This window comes from Klebsiella ornithinolytica NBRC 105727 = ATCC 31898 (genome assembly GCF_001598295.1).
Taxonomy (GTDB): Bacteria; Pseudomonadota; Gammaproteobacteria; order Enterobacterales; family Enterobacteriaceae; genus Klebsiella; species Klebsiella ornithinolytica.
Genome location: NZ_BCYR01000006.1, coordinates 51,387 through 74,351, shown reverse-complemented (window position 1 = coordinate 74,351; position 22,965 = coordinate 51,387). Strand labels below are relative to the sequence as shown.

At 55.1% G+C, this 22,965-nt stretch carries 18 protein-coding genes; 11 read left to right on the top strand and 7 right to left on the bottom strand.

What is annotated here, in order from left to right; translation table 11 throughout:
* Nucleotides 1–6: 6 nt before the first annotated feature.
* The 3 genes from aceF (at nt 7) to ROR01S_RS13505 (ending at nt 4,107) form a co-directional block, all read left to right on the top strand.
* A complete protein-coding gene (gene aceF, locus ROR01S_RS13515) occupies nt 7–1,902 on the top strand; it encodes a pyruvate dehydrogenase complex dihydrolipoyllysine-residue acetyltransferase (protein WP_015585142.1) in 1,896 nt (631 codons plus the stop codon).
* Between the two features lie 332 nt (nt 1,903–2,234).
* Nucleotides 2,235–3,659, top strand: coding sequence for a dihydrolipoyl dehydrogenase (gene lpdA / locus ROR01S_RS13510; RefSeq protein WP_004857924.1), 1,425 nt, complete (start codon nt 2,235–2,237; stop codon nt 3,657–3,659).
* Nucleotides 3,660–3,822: 163 nt separating this feature from the next.
* A complete protein-coding gene (locus ROR01S_RS13505) occupies nt 3,823–4,107 on the top strand; it encodes a hypothetical protein (protein WP_064359579.1) in 285 nt (94 codons plus the stop codon).
* Nucleotides 4,108–4,161: 54 nt separating this feature from the next.
* On the opposite strand, the gene ROR01S_RS13500 is transcribed toward ROR01S_RS13505, so the two are convergent.
* Together ROR01S_RS13500 and ROR01S_RS13495 are read right to left on the bottom strand one after the other, a co-directional pair.
* Nucleotides 4,162–4,956, bottom strand: a complete 795-nt coding sequence (locus tag ROR01S_RS13500; protein WP_064359578.1) for a DUF2950 family protein — start codon at nt 4,954–4,956, stop codon at nt 4,162–4,164.
* Between the two features lie 9 nt (nt 4,957–4,965).
* The gene (locus tag ROR01S_RS13495; RefSeq protein ID WP_064357514.1) at nt 4,966–6,624 is read right to left on the bottom strand and encodes a DUF3300 domain-containing protein; all 1,659 of its coding nucleotides are present in this window, start codon (nt 6,622–6,624) and stop codon (nt 4,966–4,968) included.
* Between the two features lie 355 nt (nt 6,625–6,979).
* On the opposite strand from ROR01S_RS13495, the gene acnB reads away from it, so the two are divergent.
* A complete protein-coding gene (gene acnB, locus ROR01S_RS13490; protein WP_004857931.1) occupies nt 6,980–9,577 on the top strand; it encodes a bifunctional aconitate hydratase 2/2-methylisocitrate dehydratase in 2,598 nt (865 codons plus the stop codon).
* A gap of 301 nt (nt 9,578–9,878) precedes the next feature.
* Nucleotides 9,879–10,241: a protein YacL gene (gene yacL / locus ROR01S_RS13485; protein WP_004857933.1), complete on the top strand. Its 363-nt coding sequence runs from the start codon at nt 9,879–9,881 to the stop codon at nt 10,239–10,241.
* Nucleotides 10,242–10,489: 248 nt separating this feature from the next.
* Here the strand turns inward: yacL and speD are convergent, their stop codons facing one another.
* From speD to ROR01S_RS13470, 3 genes are all read right to left on the bottom strand, one after another.
* Nucleotides 10,490–11,284 (bottom strand): adenosylmethionine decarboxylase, encoded by a 795-nt coding sequence (gene speD, locus ROR01S_RS13480; RefSeq protein WP_004857935.1) that lies wholly within the window; start codon nt 11,282–11,284, stop codon nt 10,490–10,492.
* Nucleotides 11,285–11,298: 14 nt separating this feature from the next.
* Nucleotides 11,299–12,168: a polyamine aminopropyltransferase gene (speE, locus tag ROR01S_RS13475; RefSeq protein WP_064359577.1), complete on the bottom strand. Its 870-nt coding sequence runs from the start codon at nt 12,166–12,168 to the stop codon at nt 11,299–11,301.
* Between the two features lie 206 nt (nt 12,169–12,374).
* Complete coding sequence (locus tag ROR01S_RS13470; protein ID WP_015585138.1) at nt 12,375–12,722, bottom strand: YacC family pilotin-like protein; 348 nt, start codon at nt 12,720–12,722, stop codon at nt 12,375–12,377.
* A 146-nt stretch (nt 12,723–12,868) separates the two neighbouring features.
* Here ROR01S_RS13470 and cueO point away from each other — a divergent pair, with 146 nt between their 5' ends.
* Complete coding sequence (cueO, locus tag ROR01S_RS13465; RefSeq protein ID WP_064359576.1) at nt 12,869–14,494, top strand: multicopper oxidase CueO; 1,626 nt, start codon at nt 12,869–12,871, stop codon at nt 14,492–14,494.
* Nucleotides 14,495–14,584: 90 nt separating this feature from the next.
* Here cueO and ROR01S_RS13460 read toward each other — a convergent pair whose 3' ends face one another.
* Nucleotides 14,585–16,975: a glucose/quinate/shikimate family membrane-bound PQQ-dependent dehydrogenase gene (locus tag ROR01S_RS13460; protein ID WP_004857943.1), complete on the bottom strand. Its 2,391-nt coding sequence runs from the start codon at nt 16,973–16,975 to the stop codon at nt 14,585–14,587.
* Between the two features lie 203 nt (nt 16,976–17,178).
* Here ROR01S_RS13460 and hpt point away from each other — a divergent pair, with 203 nt between their 5' ends.
* Nucleotides 17,179–17,715, top strand: coding sequence for a hypoxanthine phosphoribosyltransferase (gene hpt, locus ROR01S_RS13455; protein WP_015585135.1), 537 nt, complete (start codon nt 17,179–17,181; stop codon nt 17,713–17,715).
* Nucleotides 17,716–17,776: 61 nt separating this feature from the next.
* Here the strand turns inward: hpt and can are convergent, their stop codons facing one another.
* Nucleotides 17,777–18,439, bottom strand: a complete 663-nt coding sequence (can, locus tag ROR01S_RS13450; RefSeq protein ID WP_004857991.1) for a carbonate dehydratase — start codon at nt 18,437–18,439, stop codon at nt 17,777–17,779.
* Nucleotides 18,440–18,545: 106 nt separating this feature from the next.
* Between can and ROR01S_RS13445 the strand changes: the two genes are divergently transcribed.
* The 4 genes from ROR01S_RS13445 to ROR01S_RS13430 all read left to right on the top strand — a co-directional run bounded on the left by ROR01S_RS13445 (nt 18,546) and on the right by ROR01S_RS13430 (nt 22,109).
* A complete protein-coding gene (locus ROR01S_RS13445) occupies nt 18,546–19,472 on the top strand; it encodes an ABC transporter ATP-binding protein (protein ID WP_004857993.1) in 927 nt (308 codons plus the stop codon).
* Complete coding sequence (locus ROR01S_RS13440) at nt 19,469–20,239, top strand: ABC transporter permease (RefSeq protein ID WP_015585134.1); 771 nt, start codon at nt 19,469–19,471, stop codon at nt 20,237–20,239. The genes ROR01S_RS13445 and ROR01S_RS13440 overlap by 4 nt, the downstream gene beginning before the upstream one ends.
* 119 nt (nt 20,240–20,358) lie before the next feature.
* Nucleotides 20,359–20,799 (top strand): PTS sugar transporter subunit IIA, encoded by a 441-nt coding sequence (locus tag ROR01S_RS13435; RefSeq protein WP_004857996.1) that lies wholly within the window; start codon nt 20,359–20,361, stop codon nt 20,797–20,799.
* Between the two features lie 62 nt (nt 20,800–20,861).
* Nucleotides 20,862–22,109, top strand: coding sequence for a polysaccharide deacetylase family protein (locus tag ROR01S_RS13430; RefSeq protein WP_064359622.1), 1,248 nt, complete (start codon nt 20,862–20,864; stop codon nt 22,107–22,109).
* The last annotated feature ends 856 nt before the right edge of the window (nt 22,110–22,965 follow it).

Sequence of the window (22,965 nt, the reverse complement as noted above, 5' to 3'; positions counted from 1 at the left end):
AGAATAATGGCTATCGAAATCAATGTACCGGACATCGGGGCTGATGAAGTTGAAATCACCGAGATCCTGGTCAAAGTAGGCGACAAAGTTGAAGCTGAACAGTCGCTGATCACTGTAGAAGGCGATAAAGCCTCTATGGAAGTCCCGTCTCCGCAGGCTGGCGTCGTAAAAGAGATCAAAGTCTCTGTCGGCGACAAAACTGAGACCGGTAAACTGATCATGATTTTCGATTCCGCCGACGGTGCAGCTGATGCTGCACCTGCCAAGGCAGAAGAGAAGAAAGAAGCGGCCCCGGCAGCAGCACCTGCTGCAGCAGCGGCAAAAGACGTTCACGTGCCGGACATCGGCGGCGACGAAGTTGAAGTCACCGAGATCATGGTTAAAGTGGGCGATACCGTTGCGGCTGAGCAGTCCCTGATCACCGTAGAAGGCGATAAAGCCTCTATGGAAGTTCCGGCGCCGTTCGCGGGTACCGTGAAAGAGATCAAAATCAACACCGGCGACAAAGTGTCTACCGGCTCGCTGATCATGGTCTTCGAAGTTGCTGGCGCGGCACCTGCTGCAGCTCCGGCACAGGCAGCCGCTCCGGCCGCTGCCGCGGCACCAGCAGCCGCTGCTGGCGCGAAAGACGTTCACGTACCGGACATCGGCGGTGATGAAGTCGAAGTCACCGAAGTGATGGTGAAAGTGGGCGACAAAGTTGCCGCTGAACAGTCTCTGATCACCGTAGAAGGCGACAAGGCTTCTATGGAAGTGCCGGCACCGTTTGCCGGCACCGTCAAAGAAATCAAAATCAGCACCGGCGACAAAGTCTCTACCGGTTCGCTGATTATGGTCTTCGAAGTGGAGGGCGCTGCGCCTGCCGCAGCTCCGGCTCAGGCTGCTGCTCCGGCAGCTGCTGCCCCGGCTCCGGCGGCTAAACCGGCTGCTGCTCCTGCGGCGAAAGCGGAAGGCAAATCTGAGTTTGCTGAAAACGACGCTTACGTTCATGCGACACCGCTGATTCGTCGCCTGGCGCGCGAATTCGGCGTCAACCTGGCGAAAGTGAAAGGCTCCGGTCGTAAAGGCCGTATCCTGCGCGAAGACGTTCAGGCTTACGTGAAAGACGCGGTGAAACGCGCTGAAGCTGCGCCTGCCGCTGCCGCCGGTGGTGGTCTGCCGGGCATGCTGCCGTGGCCGAAAGTGGACTTCAGCAAGTTTGGTGAAGTGGAAGAAGTTGAGCTGGGCCGTATCCAGAAAATCTCTGGTGCTAACCTGAGCCGTAACTGGGTCATGATCCCGCACGTTACGCACTTCGACAAAACCGATATCACCGATCTGGAAGCCTTCCGTAAGCAGCAGAATGCTGAAGCTGAGAAGCGCAAACTGGACGTGAAATTCACCCCGGTTGTCTTCATCATGAAAGCGGTTGCCGCTGCGCTTGAGCAGATGCCACGCTTCAACAGCTCGCTGTCCGAAGATGCACAGCGTCTGACGCTGAAGAAATACATCAACATCGGGGTGGCGGTTGATACGCCGAATGGTCTGGTTGTTCCGGTCTTTAAAGATGTGAACAAGAAGAGCATTACCGAGCTGTCTCGTGAACTGACGGTTATCTCTAAGAAAGCGCGTGATGGTAAGCTGACGGCTGGCGAAATGCAGGGCGGTTGCTTCACCATCTCCAGCATCGGTGGCCTGGGGACAACCCACTTCGCGCCGATTGTTAACGCGCCGGAAGTGGCTATCCTCGGGGTGTCCAAATCCGCGATGGAACCGGTGTGGAATGGTAAAGAGTTTGTACCGCGTCTGATGATGCCTATCTCTCTGTCCTTCGACCACCGCGTGATCGATGGTGCTGATGGTGCGCGCTTTATCACCATCATCAACAACATGCTGAGCGATATTCGCCGCCTGGTGATGTAAGCGAAAAGCCGGCCTGACGGCCGGCTTTTTTCTGGTAATCTTGTCTTCGTTTCGGGGTTATCAGCAACAAAGGACAAAATCGTTTGCCGTTTGTTGTTTCAAAATTGTTAACAATTTTGTAAAATGCAGGCGGATAGAACGTCCCGGTGGACATGGGCGTAATTTACACAAAAAAATTCGAGTTGCGTCAAGGCGGCAAGGGAGTGAATCCCTGGAGCGTACAAGCGGTACGTGACCGGGGTGAGCGAGCGCAGCCAACGCAGAGGCGGCTTGAAGGATGAAGTGTATAACAATAGCGTCAGACCCGCCGGATACAAACTACAGAGGTCATGATGAGTACTGAAATTAAAACTCAGGTCGTGGTACTTGGGGCAGGTCCTGCAGGCTATTCTGCTGCCTTCCGTTGCGCTGATTTAGGTCTGGAGACCGTCATCGTAGAACGTTACAGCACCCTCGGCGGTGTTTGCCTGAACGTCGGCTGTATCCCTTCTAAAGCACTGCTGCACGTTGCTAAAGTTATCGAAGAAGCGAAAGCGCTGGCCGAGCACGGCATCGTTTTCGGCGAACCGAAAACCGACATTGACAAGATCCGCACCTGGAAAGAAAAAGTCATCACTCAGCTGACCGGTGGTCTGGCTGGCATGGCCAAAGGTCGTAAAGTGAAGGTGGTTAACGGTCTGGGTAAATTCACCGGCGCTAACACCCTGGAAGTGGAAGGTGAAAACGGTAAAACCGTGATTAACTTCGACAATGCGATCATCGCAGCGGGCTCCCGTCCGATTCAGCTGCCGTTCATTCCGCACGAAGATCCGCGCGTATGGGACTCCACCGATGCGCTGGAGCTGAAATCCGTACCGAAGCGTATGCTGGTTATGGGTGGCGGTATCATCGGTCTGGAAATGGGTACCGTGTACCATGCGCTGGGTTCAGAGATCGACGTGGTTGAAATGTTCGACCAGGTGATCCCGGCTGCCGACAAAGACGTGGTTAAAGTCTTCACCAAACGCATCAGCAAGAAATTCAACCTGATGCTGGAAACCAAAGTGACTGCCGTTGAAGCAAAAGAAGACGGTATCTATGTTTCCATGGAAGGCAAAAAAGCCCCGGCTGAAGCACAGCGTTATGACGCGGTGCTGGTCGCTATCGGTCGCGTACCGAACGGTAAAAACCTTGACGCAGGCAAAGCGGGCGTTGAAGTTGACGAACGCGGCTTTATCCGCGTTGACAAGCAGCTGCGTACCAACGTGCCGCACATCTTCGCTATCGGCGATATCGTCGGTCAGCCGATGCTGGCGCACAAAGGCGTTCACGAAGGTCACGTTGCCGCCGAAGTTATCTCCGGTCTGAAGCACTACTTCGACCCGAAAGTGATCCCGTCAATCGCCTACACCGAGCCAGAAGTTGCCTGGGTTGGCCTGACCGAGAAAGAAGCGAAAGAGAAAGGCATCAGCTACGAAACTGCCACCTTCCCGTGGGCAGCGTCTGGCCGTGCGATCGCTTCTGATTGCGCAGACGGTATGACCAAACTGATCTTCGACAAAGAGACCCACCGTGTTATCGGCGGCGCGATTGTCGGCACCAACGGCGGCGAGCTGCTGGGTGAAATCGGTCTGGCTATCGAAATGGGTTGTGACGCAGAAGACATCGCGCTGACCATCCACGCGCACCCGACTCTGCACGAGTCCGTTGGCCTGGCGGCAGAAGTGTTCGAAGGTAGCATCACCGACCTGCCGAACGCGAAAGCGAAGAAAAAGTAAGTTTTTCTTTCCGGCAAAATGCAAAAGCGGCTCTGAGAGCCGCTTTTTTTATGCCCGATGTTTAGAACTGTGTCTGCGTTAATAAATCGGCACATCTTATAGATACATTGAAAATAATTACGCCATAAACTTATAGGTAGTTAACTATCTGGTGAGGTGTATTATGAAACTCGTTTTAACAACAGCCCTGTTTGCCGCCACCCTGGCTTCTGCTGCGGCTTGCGCCGCAGATCCTGCCATTCCCTGGGCCGACAATAGCGGTGGTACGGAAAACACCCATATCGCAGCCATGGGTCAGAACCTGAATGCACAGCATCAGGCGATCAGCAAAACCACGGAAGGCGTATGGGCGGCGAACTCGGGCAGTATTCACAGTGATGAGGCGGCCTTAAGCAGCAGTAAACCAGCCTTCAGCGGCTATCCACAGCTGATGCCGCATCAGGGCTAAACGTCGTCAGATGAGGAACCCGCCCGGCGGCATACGGATGCGCCGGGCAGGGGGTTATTGCTCAATAGCCTGCCACTTTTCGTCTGGCGTAAAGCGGGTAATCGCCTGCACTAACGTCGCCGTATCCTGACCCAGATTTGCCTGATAAACGCGATCGCGTCGATCGATCATAAAGCTCATCACGCCGGTTTCACCCCATGCAACGGGCCACGCCAACAGGGCGACCGTCTGCTTGTCACCGTCGTGGATAAGGCGGAAACGGTAGCCGTGATAGCCTTCGCCCGGTTCGACGGGGCTAAAGGCTGGCCCCAACGGGCTCGGCTCTTCGCCGGGTTCAGTTGGCCAGTACAGACCGTCTTTTTTCCCCGGAGTACTGAACAGCTTTTTGGCGTAGCGCTGGAAGTGCTGGTAATACTCATTTTGCGCGTCAACGTAGGCGTGCATCGCCTGAATTGCCGACAGCTCGTTACGGCCGATTTCCCGCGTCTGGATCTCATCCGCCGCCTGCGCCATATCGAAGTGCCAACCCTCGGCTGTTTTCAGCATCGGTATCGGCAGCTGCCACGCTTCCCGGCCTACGTTGAGGTGAGCCATGTCCCCCTGCTCGACAATCTTATGGCCGACTTTCCAGTCGCGAAGAAAACGGGCGACGGCTTCCGGGTCTGCCTCTCGCTGCGGCAGGTACTGACGCCAGTCCTCCCCCAGCAGGTCGTTGAGCGCCGTCTCGTTTTGTGTCGAAACGGCGTCCGCCAGCGCGGTGGCGGCCTTCTCCGGGGTGGCAAAATACTGTTGGCCAAAAACGGGCAGGGCAAAAAGCGCCAGCCAGCCAGAAATCAGGACTTTTTTCATGACCGCTCCTTAGCGATGACGCAGTTCGCGATGTTGACCGGTGCGCTGTTGCGCCGCCGCACGCTGGTTAGTGTTGAGGTGCGCCGTATTCCGGCTCTGGGTGCCCCGCTGGCGCTGGGCCTCCCACGATGGCGACCGGCTGTCGTTGCCGCTGAACGCATTCGAACGAACATTCTGCACTCTCTGCTGGCGCTGCGGCGGCGTTGCGTTGGTGCGGCGCTGTTGAACCTGCGACTTTGCCGTATCGCGATGCTGTTGCTGCTGCGCCGTCGGGTTCTGGACGTGCGATTTTGCCTTTTCCCGCCGCTGCTGTTGGGCCGCCGAATTTTGTTGCTTCTGCTTCGCCGCTGCGCGGTTTTCCGGGGTGTCGTAGCCCCGGTAGTTGCTGCGCTGGGTAATTTTGTTGAGCTGCTGTGAGGCCGCCTGGCGCTGGGAATCCCTGTTGCCTGCCGTCGCCACTCCACCCGCGGTCAGACCTTTGGCCGCGCCGTTGTGAGTGCTGTGCTGGAACTGGTCGAGCGCCGCCTGACGTTGGTTGGTCAGGTTCGCCGGAGTGCGTTGCGTGGCGCTCAGGCCGCCGGGAACGTTGGTCTGGTGGAAACGCTGCGCCACGTTATTGTTCGGGTACGGCACGTTGTTGCGGAACGCCGGGTTGTGCTGCCAGCCGGCGTTGTTGCCGTCAAAGCGCTGCTTGTTGAAATGGTTGTAGTTATCGACGTCGATATTGATATTGTTGTTCCCGCCGCCATGGTAGCCGCCGTGATCCCAGTCATCGTCGTGATGATAGTCATCATCCCAGTCGATGCTGCTGAACAGCGCATAGGTGGTGGCTACCCCCAGGCTGAAACCAAGACCGTTGACGAAGCTATCGGTAAACTGTTCGCCCGGTGTTGGCGGCAGATAGACCGGCGGGTAAGTCGTGTTCGGCCAGGTGCCATAAACCGTATTGGGGTTGTAGGTTGGCACATACACCACGTTCGGATCGGTAGATTCAATCTTGATGATTTCGGTGGTGGGCGCAGGCTCGACTACCGTGGTGGTTTTCACCGTTGTCGTGGCGGCGGAAGTCGTCGGTGGCGGCGTCACTTTGCTCGTGGTCACCTTCTGCTGCGGCGACGATTTCAGCGTCCCGGTTTGCTGGGCGATGGCACGCAGTTTCTGCACCGAATTCATTACGTCCTGTGGCTGCGCGAGAAACGCGTTACCCAGGTCCTGCACCCACTGCGGATTTTCACCCATCAGCGACAGCAGCGCCGGGAAGGCGACCAGCGATTTCACGCTGGGATCCCACGGCTGGTTCGCCACGGCCTGCACGGCGGCGTCCCCCTGCATCGTTGGGTTATCCTGCGACCACTGGACGGCCTGCAGGACGTTGCTCGGATAGGTCGACGCCATTAACACCTGCGACAGCAGGTTATCCGGGTAAAGGGCGACGGGGGCGACCCACCGATCGATTTGCGCCGCCGTGTAGGTGGCAGCGACCGGTTGCGCCGTCGGAGCGGCGGGCTCAACGGCAGCGGGAGCGGCGGGTTGGGCGGGTTGGGCGGCAGGAGCGGGCGCGGGCGGCGTTTCTGCGGCGCGGCTTGTGACGTACAGAGCGCCAGAGGCGGCTAATAGCCCTGCACTGCACACCAGGGCAATCACGTGGGGTTTCAAAGGTCGTATCATGTTAGCTCCCGGCGCTATAGTGGGCCCGTTTCCACTGAGTATCGCCGAAAATAGCGCTCGCGACGGAGTATAAGCAGGTCTATTTTTGATTTTTGATGATTGTTGGGATTTTGCTCAGTTTTCTGTAACAGAATTAAATTTATATCCCGGGAAATGTACGTAAAGCCTGTAAAATCCTGCCCTTAACGATTCAGCTAAATTTTAATGTTGCTTTTTTGTAAACAGATTAACACCTCGCCAAAATCCTGCTATGCTGCCGACGCGGTATCGGGCATTTACCCTACAAACTGCTGTCTCACAGGAGCGTGAAGAGAATCGCCTACCGCATTTTACAATGAGAGCGAGGAGAACCGTCGTGCTAGAAGAATACCGTAAGCACGTAGCTGAGCGTGCAGCCGTTGGGATTGTTGCCAAACCCTTAGATGCAACCCAAATGGCCGCGCTGGTAGAACTGCTGAAGAGCCCGCCTGCGGGTGAAGAAGAATTCCTGTTAGACCTGTTAATCAACCGTGTACCGCCGGGCGTCGACGAAGCCGCCTATGTTAAAGCCGGATTCCTTGCCGCTATCGCCAAAGGCGAAGCGACCTCCCCACTGGTTACCCCTGAAAAAGCCGTTGAACTGCTGGGCACCATGCAGGGCGGTTACAATATTCACCCGCTGATTGATGCACTGGACGATGCTAAACTGGCGCCGATCGCCGCCAAAGCGCTGTCCCATACCCTGCTGATGTTCGATAACTTCTACGACGTAGAAGAGAAAGCCAAAGCGGGTAACGAGTACGCTAAACAGGTTATGAAATCCTGGGCTGACGCCGAGTGGTTCCTGAACCGTCCGCAGCTGGCTGAGAAAATCACCGTTACCGTATTCAAGGTTACCGGCGAAACCAACACCGATGACCTGTCTCCGGCACCAGATGCCTGGTCCCGCCCGGATATCCCGCTGCACGCGCTGGCGATGCTGAAAAACGCCCGTGAAGGTATCGAGCCGGACCAGCCGGGTTCCGTTGGCCCGATTAAGCAAATTGAAGCGCTTCAGCAAAAAGGCTTCCCGCTGGCCTACGTCGGTGACGTGGTGGGTACAGGCTCTTCGCGTAAATCCGCCACCAACTCGGTGCTGTGGTTTATGGGCGACGATATCCCGAACGTGCCGAACAAGCGCGGCGGCGGTCTCTGCCTCGGCGGCAAAATTGCACCTATCTTCTTCAATACCATGGAAGATGCGGGCGCGCTGCCAATTGAAGTGGACGTGAACAACCTGAATATGGGCGACGTGATTGACGTTTACCCGTTCAAAGGCGAAGTGCGTAACCACGAAACCAACGAACTGCTGGCAAGCTTCGAGCTGAAAACCGATGTGCTGGTTGATGAAGTCCGCGCCGGCGGCCGTATTCCGCTGATCATCGGTCGCGGCCTGACCACGAAAGCGCGTGAAGCGCTGGGTCTGCCGCACAGCGACGTATTCCGTCAGGCAAAAGACGTGGCGGAAAGCAGCCGCGGCTACTCGCTGGCGCAGAAAATGGTTGGCCGCGCCTGCGGCGTTGCCGGTATTCGTCCGGGCGCTTACTGTGAACCGAAGATGACCTCCGTTGGTTCCCAGGATACCACCGGTCCGATGACCCGTGATGAACTGAAAGACCTGGCGTGCCTTGGTTTCTCTGCCGACCTGGTGATGCAGTCCTTCTGCCACACGGCGGCCTATCCGAAGCCGGTTGACGTCACCACGCACCATACGCTGCCAGACTTCATTATGAACCGTGGCGGTGTTTCTCTGCGCCCGGGCGATGGCGTTATCCACTCCTGGCTGAACCGTATGCTGCTGCCGGATACCGTCGGTACCGGTGGTGACTCTCATACCCGTTTCCCGATTGGTATCTCCTTCCCGGCGGGCTCTGGTCTGGTGGCCTTTGCCGCCGCGACCGGCGTCATGCCGCTGGATATGCCGGAATCGGTGCTGGTTCGCTTCAAAGGCAAGATGCAGCCGGGGATCACCCTGCGCGATCTGGTCCATGCGATCCCGCTGTACGCGATTAAGCAGGGGCTGCTGACCGTTGAGAAGAAAGGGAAGAAAAACATCTTCTCCGGACGCATTCTGGAAATTGAAGGTCTGCCGGATCTGAAAGTTGAGCAGGCGTTTGAGCTGACCGATGCTTCCGCAGAACGTTCTGCTGCCGGCTGTACCATTAAGCTGAATCAGGAACCGATCGTTGAGTATCTGAACTCCAACATCGTCCTGCTGAAGTGGATGATCGCAGAAGGCTACGGCGATCGCCGTACGCTGGAGCGTCGCATCCAGGGGATGGAAAAATGGCTGGCGGATCCGCAGCTGCTGGAAGCGGATGCCGATGCCGAGTATGCCGCGGTGATCGATATCGATCTGGCGGATATCAAAGAGCCTATCCTGTGTGCGCCGAACGATCCGGACGATGCGCGTCTGCTGTCCGACGTGCAGGGTGAGAAGATTGACGAAGTCTTCATCGGTTCCTGCATGACCAACATCGGCCACTTCCGTGCCGCCGGTAAGCTGCTGGACAGTCACAAAGGCCAGCTGCCAACTCGCCTGTGGGTGGCTCCGCCAACCCGTATGGATGCGGCACAGCTGACTGAAGAAGGCTACTACAGCGTGTTTGGTAAGAGCGGTGCGCGTATCGAAATCCCTGGCTGTTCCCTGTGTATGGGTAACCAGGCGCGCGTGGCGGACGGTGCGACGGTGGTTTCCACTTCAACCCGTAACTTCCCGAACCGTTTAGGCACCGGCGCTAACGTCTATCTGGCCTCTGCGGAGCTGGCTGCGGTCGCTTCCCTGCTCGGCAAACTGCCGACGCCGGAAGAGTACCAGACCTTCGTCGCTCAGGTCGATAAGACCGCGGCGGATACCTATCGCTATCTGAACTTCAACCAACTGGAACAGTACACTGATAAAGCGGATGGTGTGATTTTCCAGACCGCGGTATAAGCGAATCTTGCTGCTCAAAGCCACTCTTCGGAGTGGCTTTTTTATTGCTGCGCTAAAGGTACGCCGATTGCCGTCGGCATCGGGCAAAGGCGCAGGGATTTGACGCCGGCAGAGCTGCATCGGGTAAAGAAAGGGGGGAATAATGCCCGCCGGTTGGCGGTAAGATGACCGGTTAACTGACCGAGGCGCTTTTATTTGCTGTTGCTCTATCTGGTCCACTTTTTTTCTGCCCGGGTGCTGCGATAATTACCCTATGGGTACAATGTAGCGGTGACGCATTGCCCTTGCAGAGGAAGACACTATGGATTACGAATTTCTGCGCGATATTACCGGAGTGGTAAAGGTGCGAATGTCGATGGGCCACGAGGTGGTGGGGCACTGGTTTAACGAAGAGGTGAAAGATAACCTCGCCCTGCTGGATGAAGTGGAACAGGCCGCGCGCACTGTAAAAGGCAGCGAGCGTTCCTGGCAGCGTGCCGGACATGAATACACGCTATGGCTGGATGGCGAAGAGGTGATGATTCGCGCCAATCAGCTGGAGATTTCAGGTGATGAAATCGAAGAGGGAATGAGCTACTACGACGAAGAAAGCCTCTCTCTGTGCGGCGTTGAGGATTTTTTACAGGTGGTGGCCGCGTACCGCGAGTTTGTCAGCAAAGCCTGACCCCCTTCATGCATTCACGCCGGGAGCCGAACTCCCGGCTTTTTTTTTGCCCTGACTGATTATAATCATTTTGCCACTGCGATCGCGCGCTATGCGGCCGCTATTGACCGGGCGCCGCTTGCCGGTGTTAGTGTAGTGGCAACCGACGTCGATCGCTCGCAGGCGGTACAGAACGCGCTCAAAGAGCAGAACGTTACCCTCAGACGGGTTCAGCCCGAGTCACGGCGCCCGCAGGCGCCGTCGGATGTTCAGATGGCAGGGATATTTCTGGCGTAGTAAATTTCCCGCATCTCTTTCCACAGGAGATCGGTGATGGACTTGCGCTCTTCTGCGCTGAGATCTTCGGGTCTGGTGTGGAACATGTAGTGCTTCAGATCGAACTCTTTCAGCAGCATCTTGGTGTGGAAGATATTTTCCTGGTAGACATTGACGTCCACCATGTCATACAGCGCTTTCATGTCCTCGGACATAAAGTTCTGAATGGAATTGATTTCATGGTCAATGAAGTGCTTCATACCATTGATATCACGGGTAAAACCGCGGACGCGATAATCAATAGTGACAATGTCAGATTCCAGCTGGTGGATAAGATAATTCAGCGCGTTAAGCGGTGAGATAACCCCGCAGGTGGAGACTTCGATGTCGGCACGGAAGGTGCACAGTCCGCCCTCCGGATGGCTTTCCGGGTAGGTATGCACGCAGATATGGCTTTTGTCGAGGTGGGCGACTACGGCTTCCGGGAGCGGGCCCGGGTGTTCGCTCTGGTCGATAAGCTGTGGGTCAACGGGTTCTTCACTGACCAGGATCGTCACGCTGGCGCCCTGAGGTTCATAATCCTGGCGAGCAATGTTCAGAATATTGGCGCCGATGATCGAGCAGGTCTCTGACAAAATCTCGGTCAGACGGTTGGCGTTATAGAGTTCATCGATATAGGCGATGTAGCCATCGCGCTCCTCTGCCGTTTTGACATAGCAGATATCGTAAATACAAAAACTCAGGCTCTTGGTCAGGTTGTTAAAGCCATGCAGCTTCAGTTTTTTCAATTTAGTTCACCCCCTTACTGAGAATCGCTGGCGGACAGCGCATCCTGTAAATATTGCGGTAGGGCAAATGCCGCCTTGTGAATAGCCGGATTATAGTAACGGCACTTCAGGTTCGCTTTGTGAAAACGCGCCTGGATAATTTCATTGGACAGGTCGCGCAGGGCATCATTATCGGTCGCCCATGCGAAGGTCATAATGCCGCCATAGTAGGTCGGAATCGCGGCCTGATAGAAGCTGACATCGCTGAAATAGTGGCCGAGCTTGCGGTGGCTGTCGATCGCTTCATCCTGCTGCAGGAAGCAGACGCCGTTTTGGGCAACAAAAATACCGCCGGGATTCAGGCAGCGTTTGCAGCCTTCGTAAAAGGCCGAGGTGAACAGGCTCTCGCCGGGACCGATAGGGTCGGTGCAGTCGGAGATGATCACATCAAACGTTTGCGTCGTCTGGTTAACAAAATTGACGCCATCGTCAATCACCAGCGTAAAGCGCGGATCGTCATAGGCGCCCGCATTGTGATTTGGCAGATACTGGCGGCAGAACGAGACCACGCCAGCGTCGATTTCGACCATGGTGATGGTTTCGATGGTGCTGTGACGAGAGACTTCTCGCAGCATTGCGCCGTCACCGCCGCCGATGATCAGCACGTGTTTTGCCTGGCCGTGGGCCATCAGCGGGACATGGGTCATCATCTCATGATAGATAAACTCATCGCGTTCGGTGGTTTGTACCACGCCGTCCAGCGCCATCACGCGGCCAAAGGCTGCGTTCTCAAAAATGATCAAATCCTGGTGATCGGTCTTTTCGTGATACAGCACATTATCAACCGCAAAATACTGACCGAAATGGTCGTGCAGTGTTTCATGCCACAGATTGTTATCAGCCACGGGCGGATTCCTCCATTGTGAACATCCGGTACACTCGAAAAAACGAGCGCAACATCATAGCCAACTATAGATGATGATGCACGGCGGATATTTCAGCCGTTCGCATGGCGCAGGGCTGAATAGCAGGAATATTGCCGGGCTGCGGGATGGGGGGAGCAGGCCACCTTGTACAGGCGGCGGGATTGCGACTGGGCCCGACGGGTGGCCTATTTAACGTAAGCGAGCAGGCTCAGCGAATCGCGGGCCAGCGCCTTGCATTTTTTCGTGGTGGGGATTTTGATACCGCTGAGATCGCGGTAGCTGTCTTCACCGAGCGCCTTCATATTGAAGCTGTCATAGTTGCTCAGATCCCATTGGTTCTGTTGAGCAAAAAAGACCAGCGCGCGACGAATTTGGGTATTCGGCAGATTCTGGTAACCGCAGTCGTTTTTCAGGAAGACAAATACCGCCGTTAAATCAGCCATATCTTCCGCTTCGGACTCGCTTAACGCATAGCTATTGGCGGATAGAGCAAGCAGGCTGCCGAGCACTATTGTTCTGAAAAGCGTCTTCATTTTCTCTACCATTGAATCACGGACGCTCAAAGTTAGCATACTTCTTTACACTACGTAGAGCTTTATTCTTACTCTTCTGCTTGACCTTCCTGTTGGTGGAAGGTTTAAGCTCAAAAGTTCACCAGCAGAATAAAAAGGATGTGAAAATGCAACGTCGTGAATTTATCAAATTAACCGCAGCGGCCGGCGTATTCAGCGCGCTGCCGCTCTGGAGCCGTTCGGTTTTCGCCGCCAGCCGCCCGGCTCTGCCGGTGCCTAATCTGCTGACCGCCGACGCACGTAATCGCATCACATTAACGATCCAGGCCGGAAAAACGCAGTTTGGTCCGCATCAGGCGACCACCTGGGGTTATAACGGCAATCTGCTGGGGCCGGCGCTGAAGCTCAAAAAAGGGGAGGCGGTGACCGTGGATATTCACAACCGCCTGGCCGAAGAGACGACCGTTCACTGGCATGGGCTGGAGGTGCCGGGTGAGGTCGACGGCGGTCCACAGGGGATCATTGCGCCAGGCGCCTCCCGCAGCGTGAATTTTACTCCCAGCCAGCGGGCCGCCACCTGCTGGTTCCACCCGCACCAGCATGGAAAAACCGGTCGCCAGGTGGCGATGGGGCTGGCGGGGCTGGTACTGATTTCTGATGAAGAAAGCGAGCAGCTGCTGCTGCCGAAGCAGTGGGGGATCGATGACGTACCGGTGATTGTGCAGGATAAGCGTTTTACCGCTGCCGGGGAGATTGATTATCAGCTCGACATGATGAGCGCGGCGGTCGGCTGGTTTGGCGATACCTTACTGGCGAACGGGGCACTCTATCCTGAACACGCCGCGCCGCGCGGCTGGCTTCGCTTGCGTTTACTGAACGGTTGTAACGCCCGCTCGCTGAATTTCTCCACCAGCGATAACCGGCCGATGTACGTTATCGCCAGCGACGGTGGACTGCTTGCCGAGCCGGTGAAGGTCACCGGGCTGCCGGTATTAATGGGTGAGCGCTTTGAAGTTCTGGTGGATACCCGCGATGGTAAAGCCTTCGACCTGATCACCTTGCCGGTGAGCCAGATGGGGATGGCGATCGCGCCGTTCGACAAGCCGCAGCCGGTCTTGTGCATCCAGCCGCTGACGATCCAGGCATCCGGCACACTGCCGGATTCTTTGGTCAGCATGCCGGCGCTGCCGTCGCTGGAGGGGCTGACACAGCGCACGCTCCAGCTGTCGATGGATCCGATGCTGGACATGATGGGAATGCAGGCGCTGATGCAAAAATATGGCGATCAGGCGATGTCCGGCATGAACCACGGTAGCATGATGGATCACGGCAATATGGGGCACGGCATGATGGGCAATATGAGCGACAAGGGGCAGATGAATCATGGCGATATGGGGAACATGAACCACGGCGGCATGGGACAGATGAACCACGGTGCCGACGGTTTCGATTTCCATAATGCTAACCGGATCAATGGCAAAGCCTTTGATATGAATCTCCCGATGTTTGCCGCGGCAAAAGGGCAATATGAGCGTTGGGTGATTTCCGGCAAAGGCGACATGATGCTGCACCCGTTCCATATTCACGGTACCCAGTTCCGTATTCTGTCGGAGAATGGCGCTGCGCCTGCCGCGCATCGTTCAGGCTGGAAAGATACCGTACGGGTTGAGGGGGGCGTCAGTGAAGTGCTGGTGAAGTTCGATCACGAGGCGTCGAAAGAGCATGCCTATATGGCGCACTGCCATCTGCTGGAACATGAAGATACCGGCATGATGCTCGGCTTTACGGTCTAGTTCCCCTTCGCAGGGGATATTATGCACGCGTAAAAAAAGGCCCGGTGTTCACCGGGCCTTCTGTTTTGTTACTGCGTTTTTGCCTGGGGCTTATTTCGCCTCATCAGGCAGTGCATAGGCGACGATATAGTCCCCCATCTTCGTGCCAAACGAGCCGTGGCCGCCTGCGGCGATGACCACATACTGTTTGCCATTCACTTCATAGGTCATTGGCGTCGCCTGGCCGCCTGCCGGCAGACGGGCCTGCCACAGTTTTTCACCGTTGCTCATGTTGTATGCGCGCAGGTAGTTATCGGCGGTAGCGCCAATAAACAGCACGTTGCCGGCGGTGGAGATCGGGCCGCCAAGCATCGGCATACCAAGGTTAAACGGCAGCTGGACCGGCATCGGGAACGGCAGGCTATCCTGCGGCGTACCGATACGTTTTTTCCATACCACTTCGTTGGTCTTCAGATCCAACGCGGAGATGTAACCCCAGGCCGGCTGTTTGCACGGCAGGCCAAACGGCGACAGGAAGGCGTTGAGGGTCACGCCGAACGGTACGCCATACTGCGGCTGGATACCGGATTCGGTACCGGAACCTTTCGCGTCTTTCGGCGGCTCCATCGGATTGCCCGGGCCGCGTGGGATCAGTTTCGATACAAACGGCAGCGCCATTGGGTTGGCGATGGCCACCTGGCGGTTCGGGTCAACGGAAATCCCGCCCCATTCAAACATCCCCAGGTTACCCGGGAAGACCAGCGTGCCTTGTTCTGACGGCGGGGTGAAGATGCCTTCATAACGCAGCTGGTGGAAGATCACGCGGCACACCAGCTGATCGAACATGGTGGCGCCCCACATATCCGCGCCGGTCAAATCTTTCTTCGGACGGAAGCTCAGGTCGGAGAATGGCTGAGTTTTAGAGACATAATCGCCTTTCGCTGCCCCCTGAGGAACCGGTTTTTCCGGTGCCGGGACGACCAGTTCGCCGTTACGACGGTCAAGGACGAAGATATTACCGGTTTTGGCCGGTGCGTAGATGACCGGAACGGTTTTACCGTTAACGTCGATATCCGCCAGCGTAGGCTGAGACGGCATATCCATGTCCCACAGATCGTGGTGAACGGTCTGATAGCTCCATACCAGTTTACCGGTGGTCGCGTTCAGCGCCACGATAGAGCTGGCGTAGCGTTCCTGCTCCGGCGTACGGTTACCGCCCCAGATATCCGGAGTGGTCACGCCCATCGGCAGGTACACGAGGTCCAGCTTCGCATCATAGGCCGCAGGCGCCCAGGAGTTAGGGGAGTTCAGCGTGAAGTGATGTTCATCATCCGGAATGGCGTTCGGATCTTTCGCGCCCGGATCGAAGACCCACAGCAGTTTACCGGTGTTGACATCAAAGCCGCGAATGACGCCCGATGGTTCGCGCGTCGAGAAGTTATCGGTCACGGCACCGGCAATGATAATGGTGGTATCGGTCACGATCGGTGGCGACGTCGGTTCGTACATCCCCGGCGTGGTGACCGGCATGTTGGTCTGCAGGTTGAGAATCCCTTTGTTGGCAAAGGATTCGCACAGCTGGCCGTTGTCGGCGTTAATGGCGAACAGGCGACCATCGTTGACCGGCAGGATAATCCGGCGCGGACAGTTGGCGACGACATCTGCCGGCGCGTTGTCTGCTTTCGCTTCGTGATAAGAGACGCCGCGGCAGGTGACGTGCTGGAAGGACGGATCCGCGTTCAGCTGCGGGTCAAAGTGCCATTTTTCTTTCCCGGTAGCCGCATCAAGGGCAAACAGACGCTGATGGGCGGTACACAGGTACAGCATGTTCCCCACTTTAATCGGCGTCACTTCGTTGGTGATTTCACCCGGATCGTTGGGCTGCTTCAGGTCGCCGGTGCGGAATACCCAGGCTTCCTTCAGGTTTTTCACGTTATCGGCGTTGATTTGCTTCAGCGGTGAATAACGTTGGCCTTCCTGGTTACGGCCGTACGCCGGCCAGTCGCCATCGGCAACCGCGGAGATCGGCGCCGCAGGCGTCGCATCGGCATTCAGGGTACCGTTCACTTCCTGCGGATCGTTAAAACCGGCCCAGGTCAGGATACCGCCGCTGATCAGCAGGGCCACAACCAGACCGGCGACCGCGCCGGCCGATGGGATCGGCAGACGACGCCAGACAAAAGGTAAAATGAGCCAGATGCCGAAGAAGACCAGAATATCGCTACGCGGCGTAAGCGCCCAGAAGTCAAAGCCGACTTCCCAGACGCCCCAGATCATGGTGGCGAGAAGCAGCGCGGCATAGAGCCAGAGCGCTGCGCGTTTGCCCCGCAACAGCATCACGGTGACGGCCAGCATGACGAGGCCAGCAATAGGGTAATACCAGGAGCCGCCAATGGCCGCCAGCCATACCCCGCCAATAAGAAGATACAGGCCGCAGAACGCTGCAAAGAGAGCTGTCAGCGTCACGAGAAGCCGTGATTGTTGAGACTTTGTTTCTGCCATAGAAAGACACTCGGTTGTTTGTTAATTTTTTAATTGCAATTAATTATAGGATTTAACAAGTGTGATCGGAATCACAAAATGGGCTTTATTATTCCCTGCATCGCATATTTCTTTTTACTGGTATACTGCATAGCTTGCCGGTCAATGTCGGTGCATTCGCAGCGGTGTTGATGATTTATCTTAAGAATCAAATGGTTAGTTTAATGAAACATACTGTAGAAGTGATGATCCCGGAAGCCGAGATCAAAGCGCGTATCGCCGAACTGGGTCGTCAAATCAACGAATGCTACAAAGACAGCGGCAGCGAGATGGTGCTGGTGGGGCTGCTGCGCGGCTCATTTATGTTTATGGCCGATCTGTGTCGTGAAGTGCAGGTGCCGCATGAAGTCGATTTTATGACCGCCTCCAGCTACGGCAGCGGCATGTCGACGACCCGTGACGTTAAAATCCTGAAAGATCTGGATGAAGACATTCGCGGTAAAGACGTATTGATTGTGGAAGACATTATCGATTCCGGCAACACGCTGTCTAAAGTGCGTGAAATTCTCAGCCTGCGTGAGCCGAAATCTCTGGCTATTTGTACGCTGCTGGACAAGCCTAGCCGCCGTGAAGTGAACGTGCCGGTAGAGTTTGTTGGCTTTGCTATCCCGGATGAGTTCGTGGTCGGCTACGGGATTGATTACGCTCAGCGCTATCGCCATCTGCCGTACGTCGGCAAAGTGGTGCTGCTGGACGAGTAAGGTTTCATGCAACCCCGGACGATGGCGCACCGCGCTGCCGGGGTTTTCTGAAGCGGGCGGCTTACTTGTGGTTGACGTGTTTGCTCTTGAGGTTGGAAATTCCGTGGCGGTAGCGCTGTTCAAGGGTTTCGCGGCTGACGGCAGTCACATCAAGATCGCGTAACAGCCCGTCATGGATACCGTAGGCCCAGCCGTGGATGGTGACCTTCTGACCCCGCTTCCACGCCGACTGCATAATGGTCGAGTGGCCCAGGTTATAAACCTGCTCCATCACGTTCAGTTCACATAATGTATCCAGTCGACGCTCTTCAGGCATTTCGCCCAGCAGCGAACTGTGTTTGAACCAGATATCGCGAATATGCAGCAGCCAGTTGTCGATAAGCCCCAGCTCGGTGTTTTCTACTGCCGCCTGCACGCCGCCGCAGCCGTAGTGGCCGCAGATGATGATATGCTCGACTTCCAGCACGTCAACGGCATACTGCACCACGGAAAGACAGTTCAGGTCGGTATGAATCACCAGATTAGCGACGTTACGATGGACAAACAGTTCACCGGGCTCAAGGCCGGTTAACCGTTCCGCAGGAACACGGCTATCAGAACATCCAATCCACAGAAAGCGTGGCTTCTGCGCTTGTGACAATTTTGCGAAAAAGCCGGGGTCTTCTTCCACCAGCATTTTTGACCATAGTGCATTATTGCTGATGAGTGTATCTATATCATTCATGGACGTTTACGGCCTGTAACCAAGTAAGTGCGTTGGGCTAATATAGGTTAACCTCACTTTATTTAAAACAACCCATCGCGTGTCATGACACGAGAAGAGATATTTAATGACCATTGCTCTGGAATTAAAACAGCTCACCAAGACCTACCCCGGCGGGGTTCAGGCGCTTCGGGGAATCGATCTGCAGGTGGAAGCAGGGGATTTTTATGCGCTGCTCGGCCCTAACGGGGCGGGAAAATCCACCACGATTGGCATTATCAGTTCGCTGGTAAATAAAACCTCCGGTGAGGTCAACGTCTTTGGCTACGACCTGCAAAAGGACGTGGTGAACGCCAAGCGTCAGCTCGGGCTGGTGCCGCAGGAGTTCAACTTCAACCCGTTTGAAACCGTCCAGCAGATCGTCGTTCACCAGGCCGGCTACTACGGCGTGGAGCATAAAGAAGCGCTTCTGCGCAGCGAAAAGTACTTAAAACAGCTCGATCTGTGGGAAAAGCGCAACGAACGTGCACGGATGCTCTCCGGCGGGATGAAACGACGCCTGATGATTGCCCGCGCGTTGATGCATGAACCCAAACTGCTGATCCTTGATGAACCCACCGCAGGGGTGGATATCGAACTTCGCCGCTCGATGTGGGGGTTTCTCAAGGATTTGAACGATAAAGGCACCACCATCATCCTGACCACCCATTACCTGGAAGAGGCGGAGATGCTGTGCCGCAATATCGGGATTATTCAACGCGGAGAGCTGGTGGAAAACACCTCGATGAAGGCGCTGCTTGCCAAGTTGAAATCAGAAACGTTCATCCTTGATCTGGCGCCGAAAAGCCCGCTGCCGACGCTGGAAGGTTACCAGTATCGCCTGGTGGATACCTCCACGCTGGAAGTCGAAGTGCTGCGCGAGCAGGGGATTAACAGCGTATTTGCCCAGCTGAGTGCTCAGGGAGTTCAGGTGTTAAGTATGCGTAACAAAGCCAACCGGCTGGAAGAGCTGTTTGTCACGCTGGTGCATGACAGAAAAGGAGAATCAGCATGATGCAGCTTTATTGGGTCGCGCTGAAAAGCATCTGGGCCAAGGAAATTCACCGCTTTATGCGTATCTGGATCCAGACGCTGGTACCGCCGGTGATCACCATGACCCTCTATTTTGTCATCTTTGGCAATTTGATCGGCTCGCGGATCGGTGAAATGCATGGCTTTACCTATATGCAGTTTATTGTGCCGGGTCTGATCATGATGGCGGTCATCACCAACGCCTATGCCAACGTGGCCTCCTCGTTCTTCAGCGCGAAATTTCAGCGCAACATCGAAGAGCTGCTGGTGGCGCCGGTGCCGACGCACGTGGTCATCGCCGGCTATGTTGGTGGTGGGGTGGCGCGAGGGCTGTGCGTAGGGATTCTGGTTACCGCGATATCGTTGTTCTTCGTGCCGTTCCAGGTGCATTCCTGGCTGTTCGTTGGGCTGACGCTGATGCTGACCGCGGTCCTCTTCTCGCTGGCGGGTTTGCTGAACGCGGTTTTTGCCAAAACCTTTGATGATATCAGCCTGATCCCCACCTTCGTGCTGACGCCGCTGACCTACCTCGGCGGGGTATTTTACTCCCTGACCCTGCTGCCGCCATTCTGGCAGGCGCTGTCGCACCTTAACCCGATTGTTTACATGATCAGCGGCTTCCGCTACGGATTCCTCGGCATCAACGATGTTCCGCTGATGACGACTTTTGGCGTGCTGGTGGTGTTTATTGTTCTGTTCTACGCCCTGTGCTGGTATCTGATCCAGCGTGGACGCGGTCTGCGCAGCTAACCGCGGATCGGCAAATAGCGCCTGGCCGCCAGGCGAGGCGCTATCCGCTAATCTTGACTGCCATCACTCATCTGCGTCATCCCCTTTGTTACAGTGTTTCTCTGCTAAGGAGGCTGTCTATGTTGGGTTGGGTGATTACCTGTCATGATGAGAAGGCGGAGGAACTGCTGGATCGTCTGGAAAAAAAGTTTGGCCCGCTGGCGCAATGCCGGGCGGTAAATTACTGGCGTAATCTTAGCAGCAATATGTTGAGCCGGATGATGTGCGATGCGCTGCACGCCACGGACAGCGGCGATGGCGTGATTTTTTTGACCGACCACACCGGAGCACCTCCCTATCGCGTGGCGGCCCTGATGAGCCATAAACATACCCATTGTGAAGTGATCTCCGGTATCAGCTATCCATTACTGGAGCGTATGTATCTCCTGCGCTACACCCTGAGCAGCGAAGCGTTTCGCGAGGCGATCGTAAGCAGCGGAGGCCCGGTCGTCAGCAGCCTCTGGCACCAACAGCAAAAAAATCCGCCTTTCCGCCTGCGCCATGATGCGTTCGGGAATTAAGCATTGGTATTGATGCCGCTTTTGTTACAATGGCGGCTGATTTCTCTAGCGGTCCGACCTGCATGTTTGTCCGAATTGTTGCCCTGTTCCTTTTACTGACATCGCTCAGCGCTTCAGCCAGCCTGCTTAGCCAGCAGGGGACCCCCGCCCGCTATATGCAGACCACGGAAGATGCGGTTATCTGGGCGCAGGTCGGAAATGACGTGGTGAGCGTGGGGAACATTCGGGCCGGGCAAATTATCGCCGTGGTGCCGACGTCCGCCGATTATTATGAATTCAGCTTCGGTTTCGGCACCGGCTTTATCGATAAAGGCCACCTCGAACCGGTGCAGGGCAAGCAGCGGGTTGAAGACAATCTCGGCGATTTGCATAAACCGCTGAGCAACCAGAATCTGCTCACCTGGAAAGATACGCCGGTGTACGATGCGCCTTCCGTCGGCAGCGCGCCGTTTGGCACCCTGGCGAATAATCTGCGCTATCCCATTATCAGCAAGCTGAAAGACCGTCTCAACCAGACCTGGTTTCAAATTCGTATTGGTAACCGGCTGGCGTGGGTCAGCAGCCTGGATGCTCAGGAAGATCGCGGTATCCCGATGCTGACCTACCATCACATTCTGCGCGATGAAGAGAACACCCGTTTTCGCCACACCTCTACCACGACTTCGGTACGCGCCTTCAGCAACCAGATGACCTGGCTCCGCGACCGGGGCTACACTACGCTGACGATGTATCAGCTGGAAGGCTATCTGCGTAATAAAATCAATCTGCCGGCCCGCTCGGTGGTGATTACCTTTGACGATGGTCTGAAGTCGGTTAACCGCTACGCGTACCCGATTCTGAAGCAGTATGGCTTTCACGCGACGGCATTTATTATCTCATCGCGTGTCAAACGCCACCCGCAGAAATGGGAGCCGAAATCGCTGCAGTTTATGAGTGTTTCCGAGCTGAAGCAGATTCAGGACGTTTTTGATATACAGTCCCATACCCACTTCCTGCACCGGGTTGATGCCCTGCATCATCCGATTCTGTTGAGTCGCAGCTACCATAATGTGCTGTTCGATTTTGAGCGTTCGCGGCGCGCGCTTGCCCAGTTTAATCCGCACGTGCTGTATCTCTCTTATCCGTTTGGCGGCTATAACGCGACGGCTGTCAGGGCGGCGAACGACGCCGGTTTTCATATGGCGGTGACCACGGTGAGAGGGAAGGTGAAGCCGGGCGATAACCCGTTCTTACTAAAAAGACTCTATATTCTGCGGACCGATTCGCTGGAGACAATGTCGCGATTGATCAGCAATCAGCCGCAGGGATAAATGGTGCCGGTGATACGAAACCGGCCACCCCGCGAATAAATTCCTGACAAGGTGTTTCAGAGATCATCTTATTTATTTTCAGAATTTGTTGTCTGGCATGAAGTCCATTTTTATTTATGGTTATTTGATTTAATACGCCCACAATACAGGTAACAGCGCCATTAACTGCTTTCGGTACCGTACAGGTGTACTAATGAAGCCAATACAATACGTAATATTATGGTTTGGGCAAGCATTGCTGTTTACAGTTGTGTTTGTCCTGTTATACGTGCTGATACCAGAAATAAAGATGTACAGACTGATTACGGAATCAACAGGATTTATGTCTGATTTTACATGGGATAAGTATTATTTTTTGGCTCTTTGCGTTGCTTCCCTGCTCATCGTGGCAATAGTGGTTTATATAACGGTTTTAATTAAAAGGCGTTAATCCTGAACAGATTAACGCCTAATAAACTCTGTGCGTGTCTGGCGGGGATTTTCAGATGCGTACCTGATGTAACATCGCATCTTGATAGTGAATAGTTTGTGCATTATATATATATAATGTTTTGGTTATTTTCATTTCTAAACTGTCGCATAATTTCTTCCCGGATGGAATGATAAGCAACTGCTGAACTATTATATCAGTTCACTGTTTCCTTTTGTGATGATGAAGAGTATAGTAATTATATACATAGTTAACTATCTTACGAATATAATCCCCCGATTCAATGCTTCCTAATAACACCATTAGTGCTGTGATTGTTTTAAATAAAAATAATTTTGGTTCCGTTGGGTATTCAGCTATAAGGATTATCTCTATAAAAACCAAAAAGAACCACAAATTCACAACGCTTTTTTCAAGGCAATAGGG

Bases quoted from the DNA above. Each gene is read 5' to 3' on its own strand.
- aceF (WP_015585142.1), top strand. From the start codon at position 7: ATGGCTATCGAAATCAATGTACCGGACATCGGGGCTGATGAAGTTGAA.
- lpdA (WP_004857924.1), top strand. From the start codon at position 2,235: ATGAGTACTGAAATTAAAACTCAGGTCGTGGTACTTGGGGCAGGTCCT.
- ROR01S_RS13505 (WP_064359579.1), top strand. From the start codon at position 3,823: ATGAAACTCGTTTTAACAACAGCCCTGTTTGCCGCCACCCTGGCTTCT.
- ROR01S_RS13500 (WP_064359578.1), bottom strand. From the start codon at position 4,956: ATGAAAAAAGTCCTGATTTCTGGCTGGCTGGCGCTTTTTGCCCTGCCC.
- ROR01S_RS13495 (WP_064357514.1), bottom strand. From the start codon at position 6,624: ATGATACGACCTTTGAAACCCCACGTGATTGCCCTGGTGTGCAGTGCA.
- yacL (WP_004857933.1), top strand. From the start codon at position 9,879: ATGGATTACGAATTTCTGCGCGATATTACCGGAGTGGTAAAGGTGCGA.
- ROR01S_RS13470 (WP_015585138.1), bottom strand. From the start codon at position 12,722: ATGAAGACGCTTTTCAGAACAATAGTGCTCGGCAGCCTGCTTGCTCTA.
- cueO (WP_064359576.1), top strand. From the start codon at position 12,869: ATGCAACGTCGTGAATTTATCAAATTAACCGCAGCGGCCGGCGTATTC.
- ROR01S_RS13460 (WP_004857943.1), bottom strand. From the start codon at position 16,975: ATGGCAGAAACAAAGTCTCAACAATCACGGCTTCTCGTGACGCTGACA.
- hpt (WP_015585135.1), top strand. From the start codon at position 17,179: ATGAAACATACTGTAGAAGTGATGATCCCGGAAGCCGAGATCAAAGCG.
- can (WP_004857991.1), bottom strand. From the start codon at position 18,439: ATGAATGATATAGATACACTCATCAGCAATAATGCACTATGGTCAAAA.
- ROR01S_RS13445 (WP_004857993.1), top strand. From the start codon at position 18,546: ATGACCATTGCTCTGGAATTAAAACAGCTCACCAAGACCTACCCCGGC.
- ROR01S_RS13440 (WP_015585134.1), top strand. From the start codon at position 19,469: ATGATGCAGCTTTATTGGGTCGCGCTGAAAAGCATCTGGGCCAAGGAA.
- ROR01S_RS13435 (WP_004857996.1), top strand. From the start codon at position 20,359: ATGTTGGGTTGGGTGATTACCTGTCATGATGAGAAGGCGGAGGAACTG.
- ROR01S_RS13430 (WP_064359622.1), top strand. From the start codon at position 20,862: ATGTTTGTCCGAATTGTTGCCCTGTTCCTTTTACTGACATCGCTCAGC.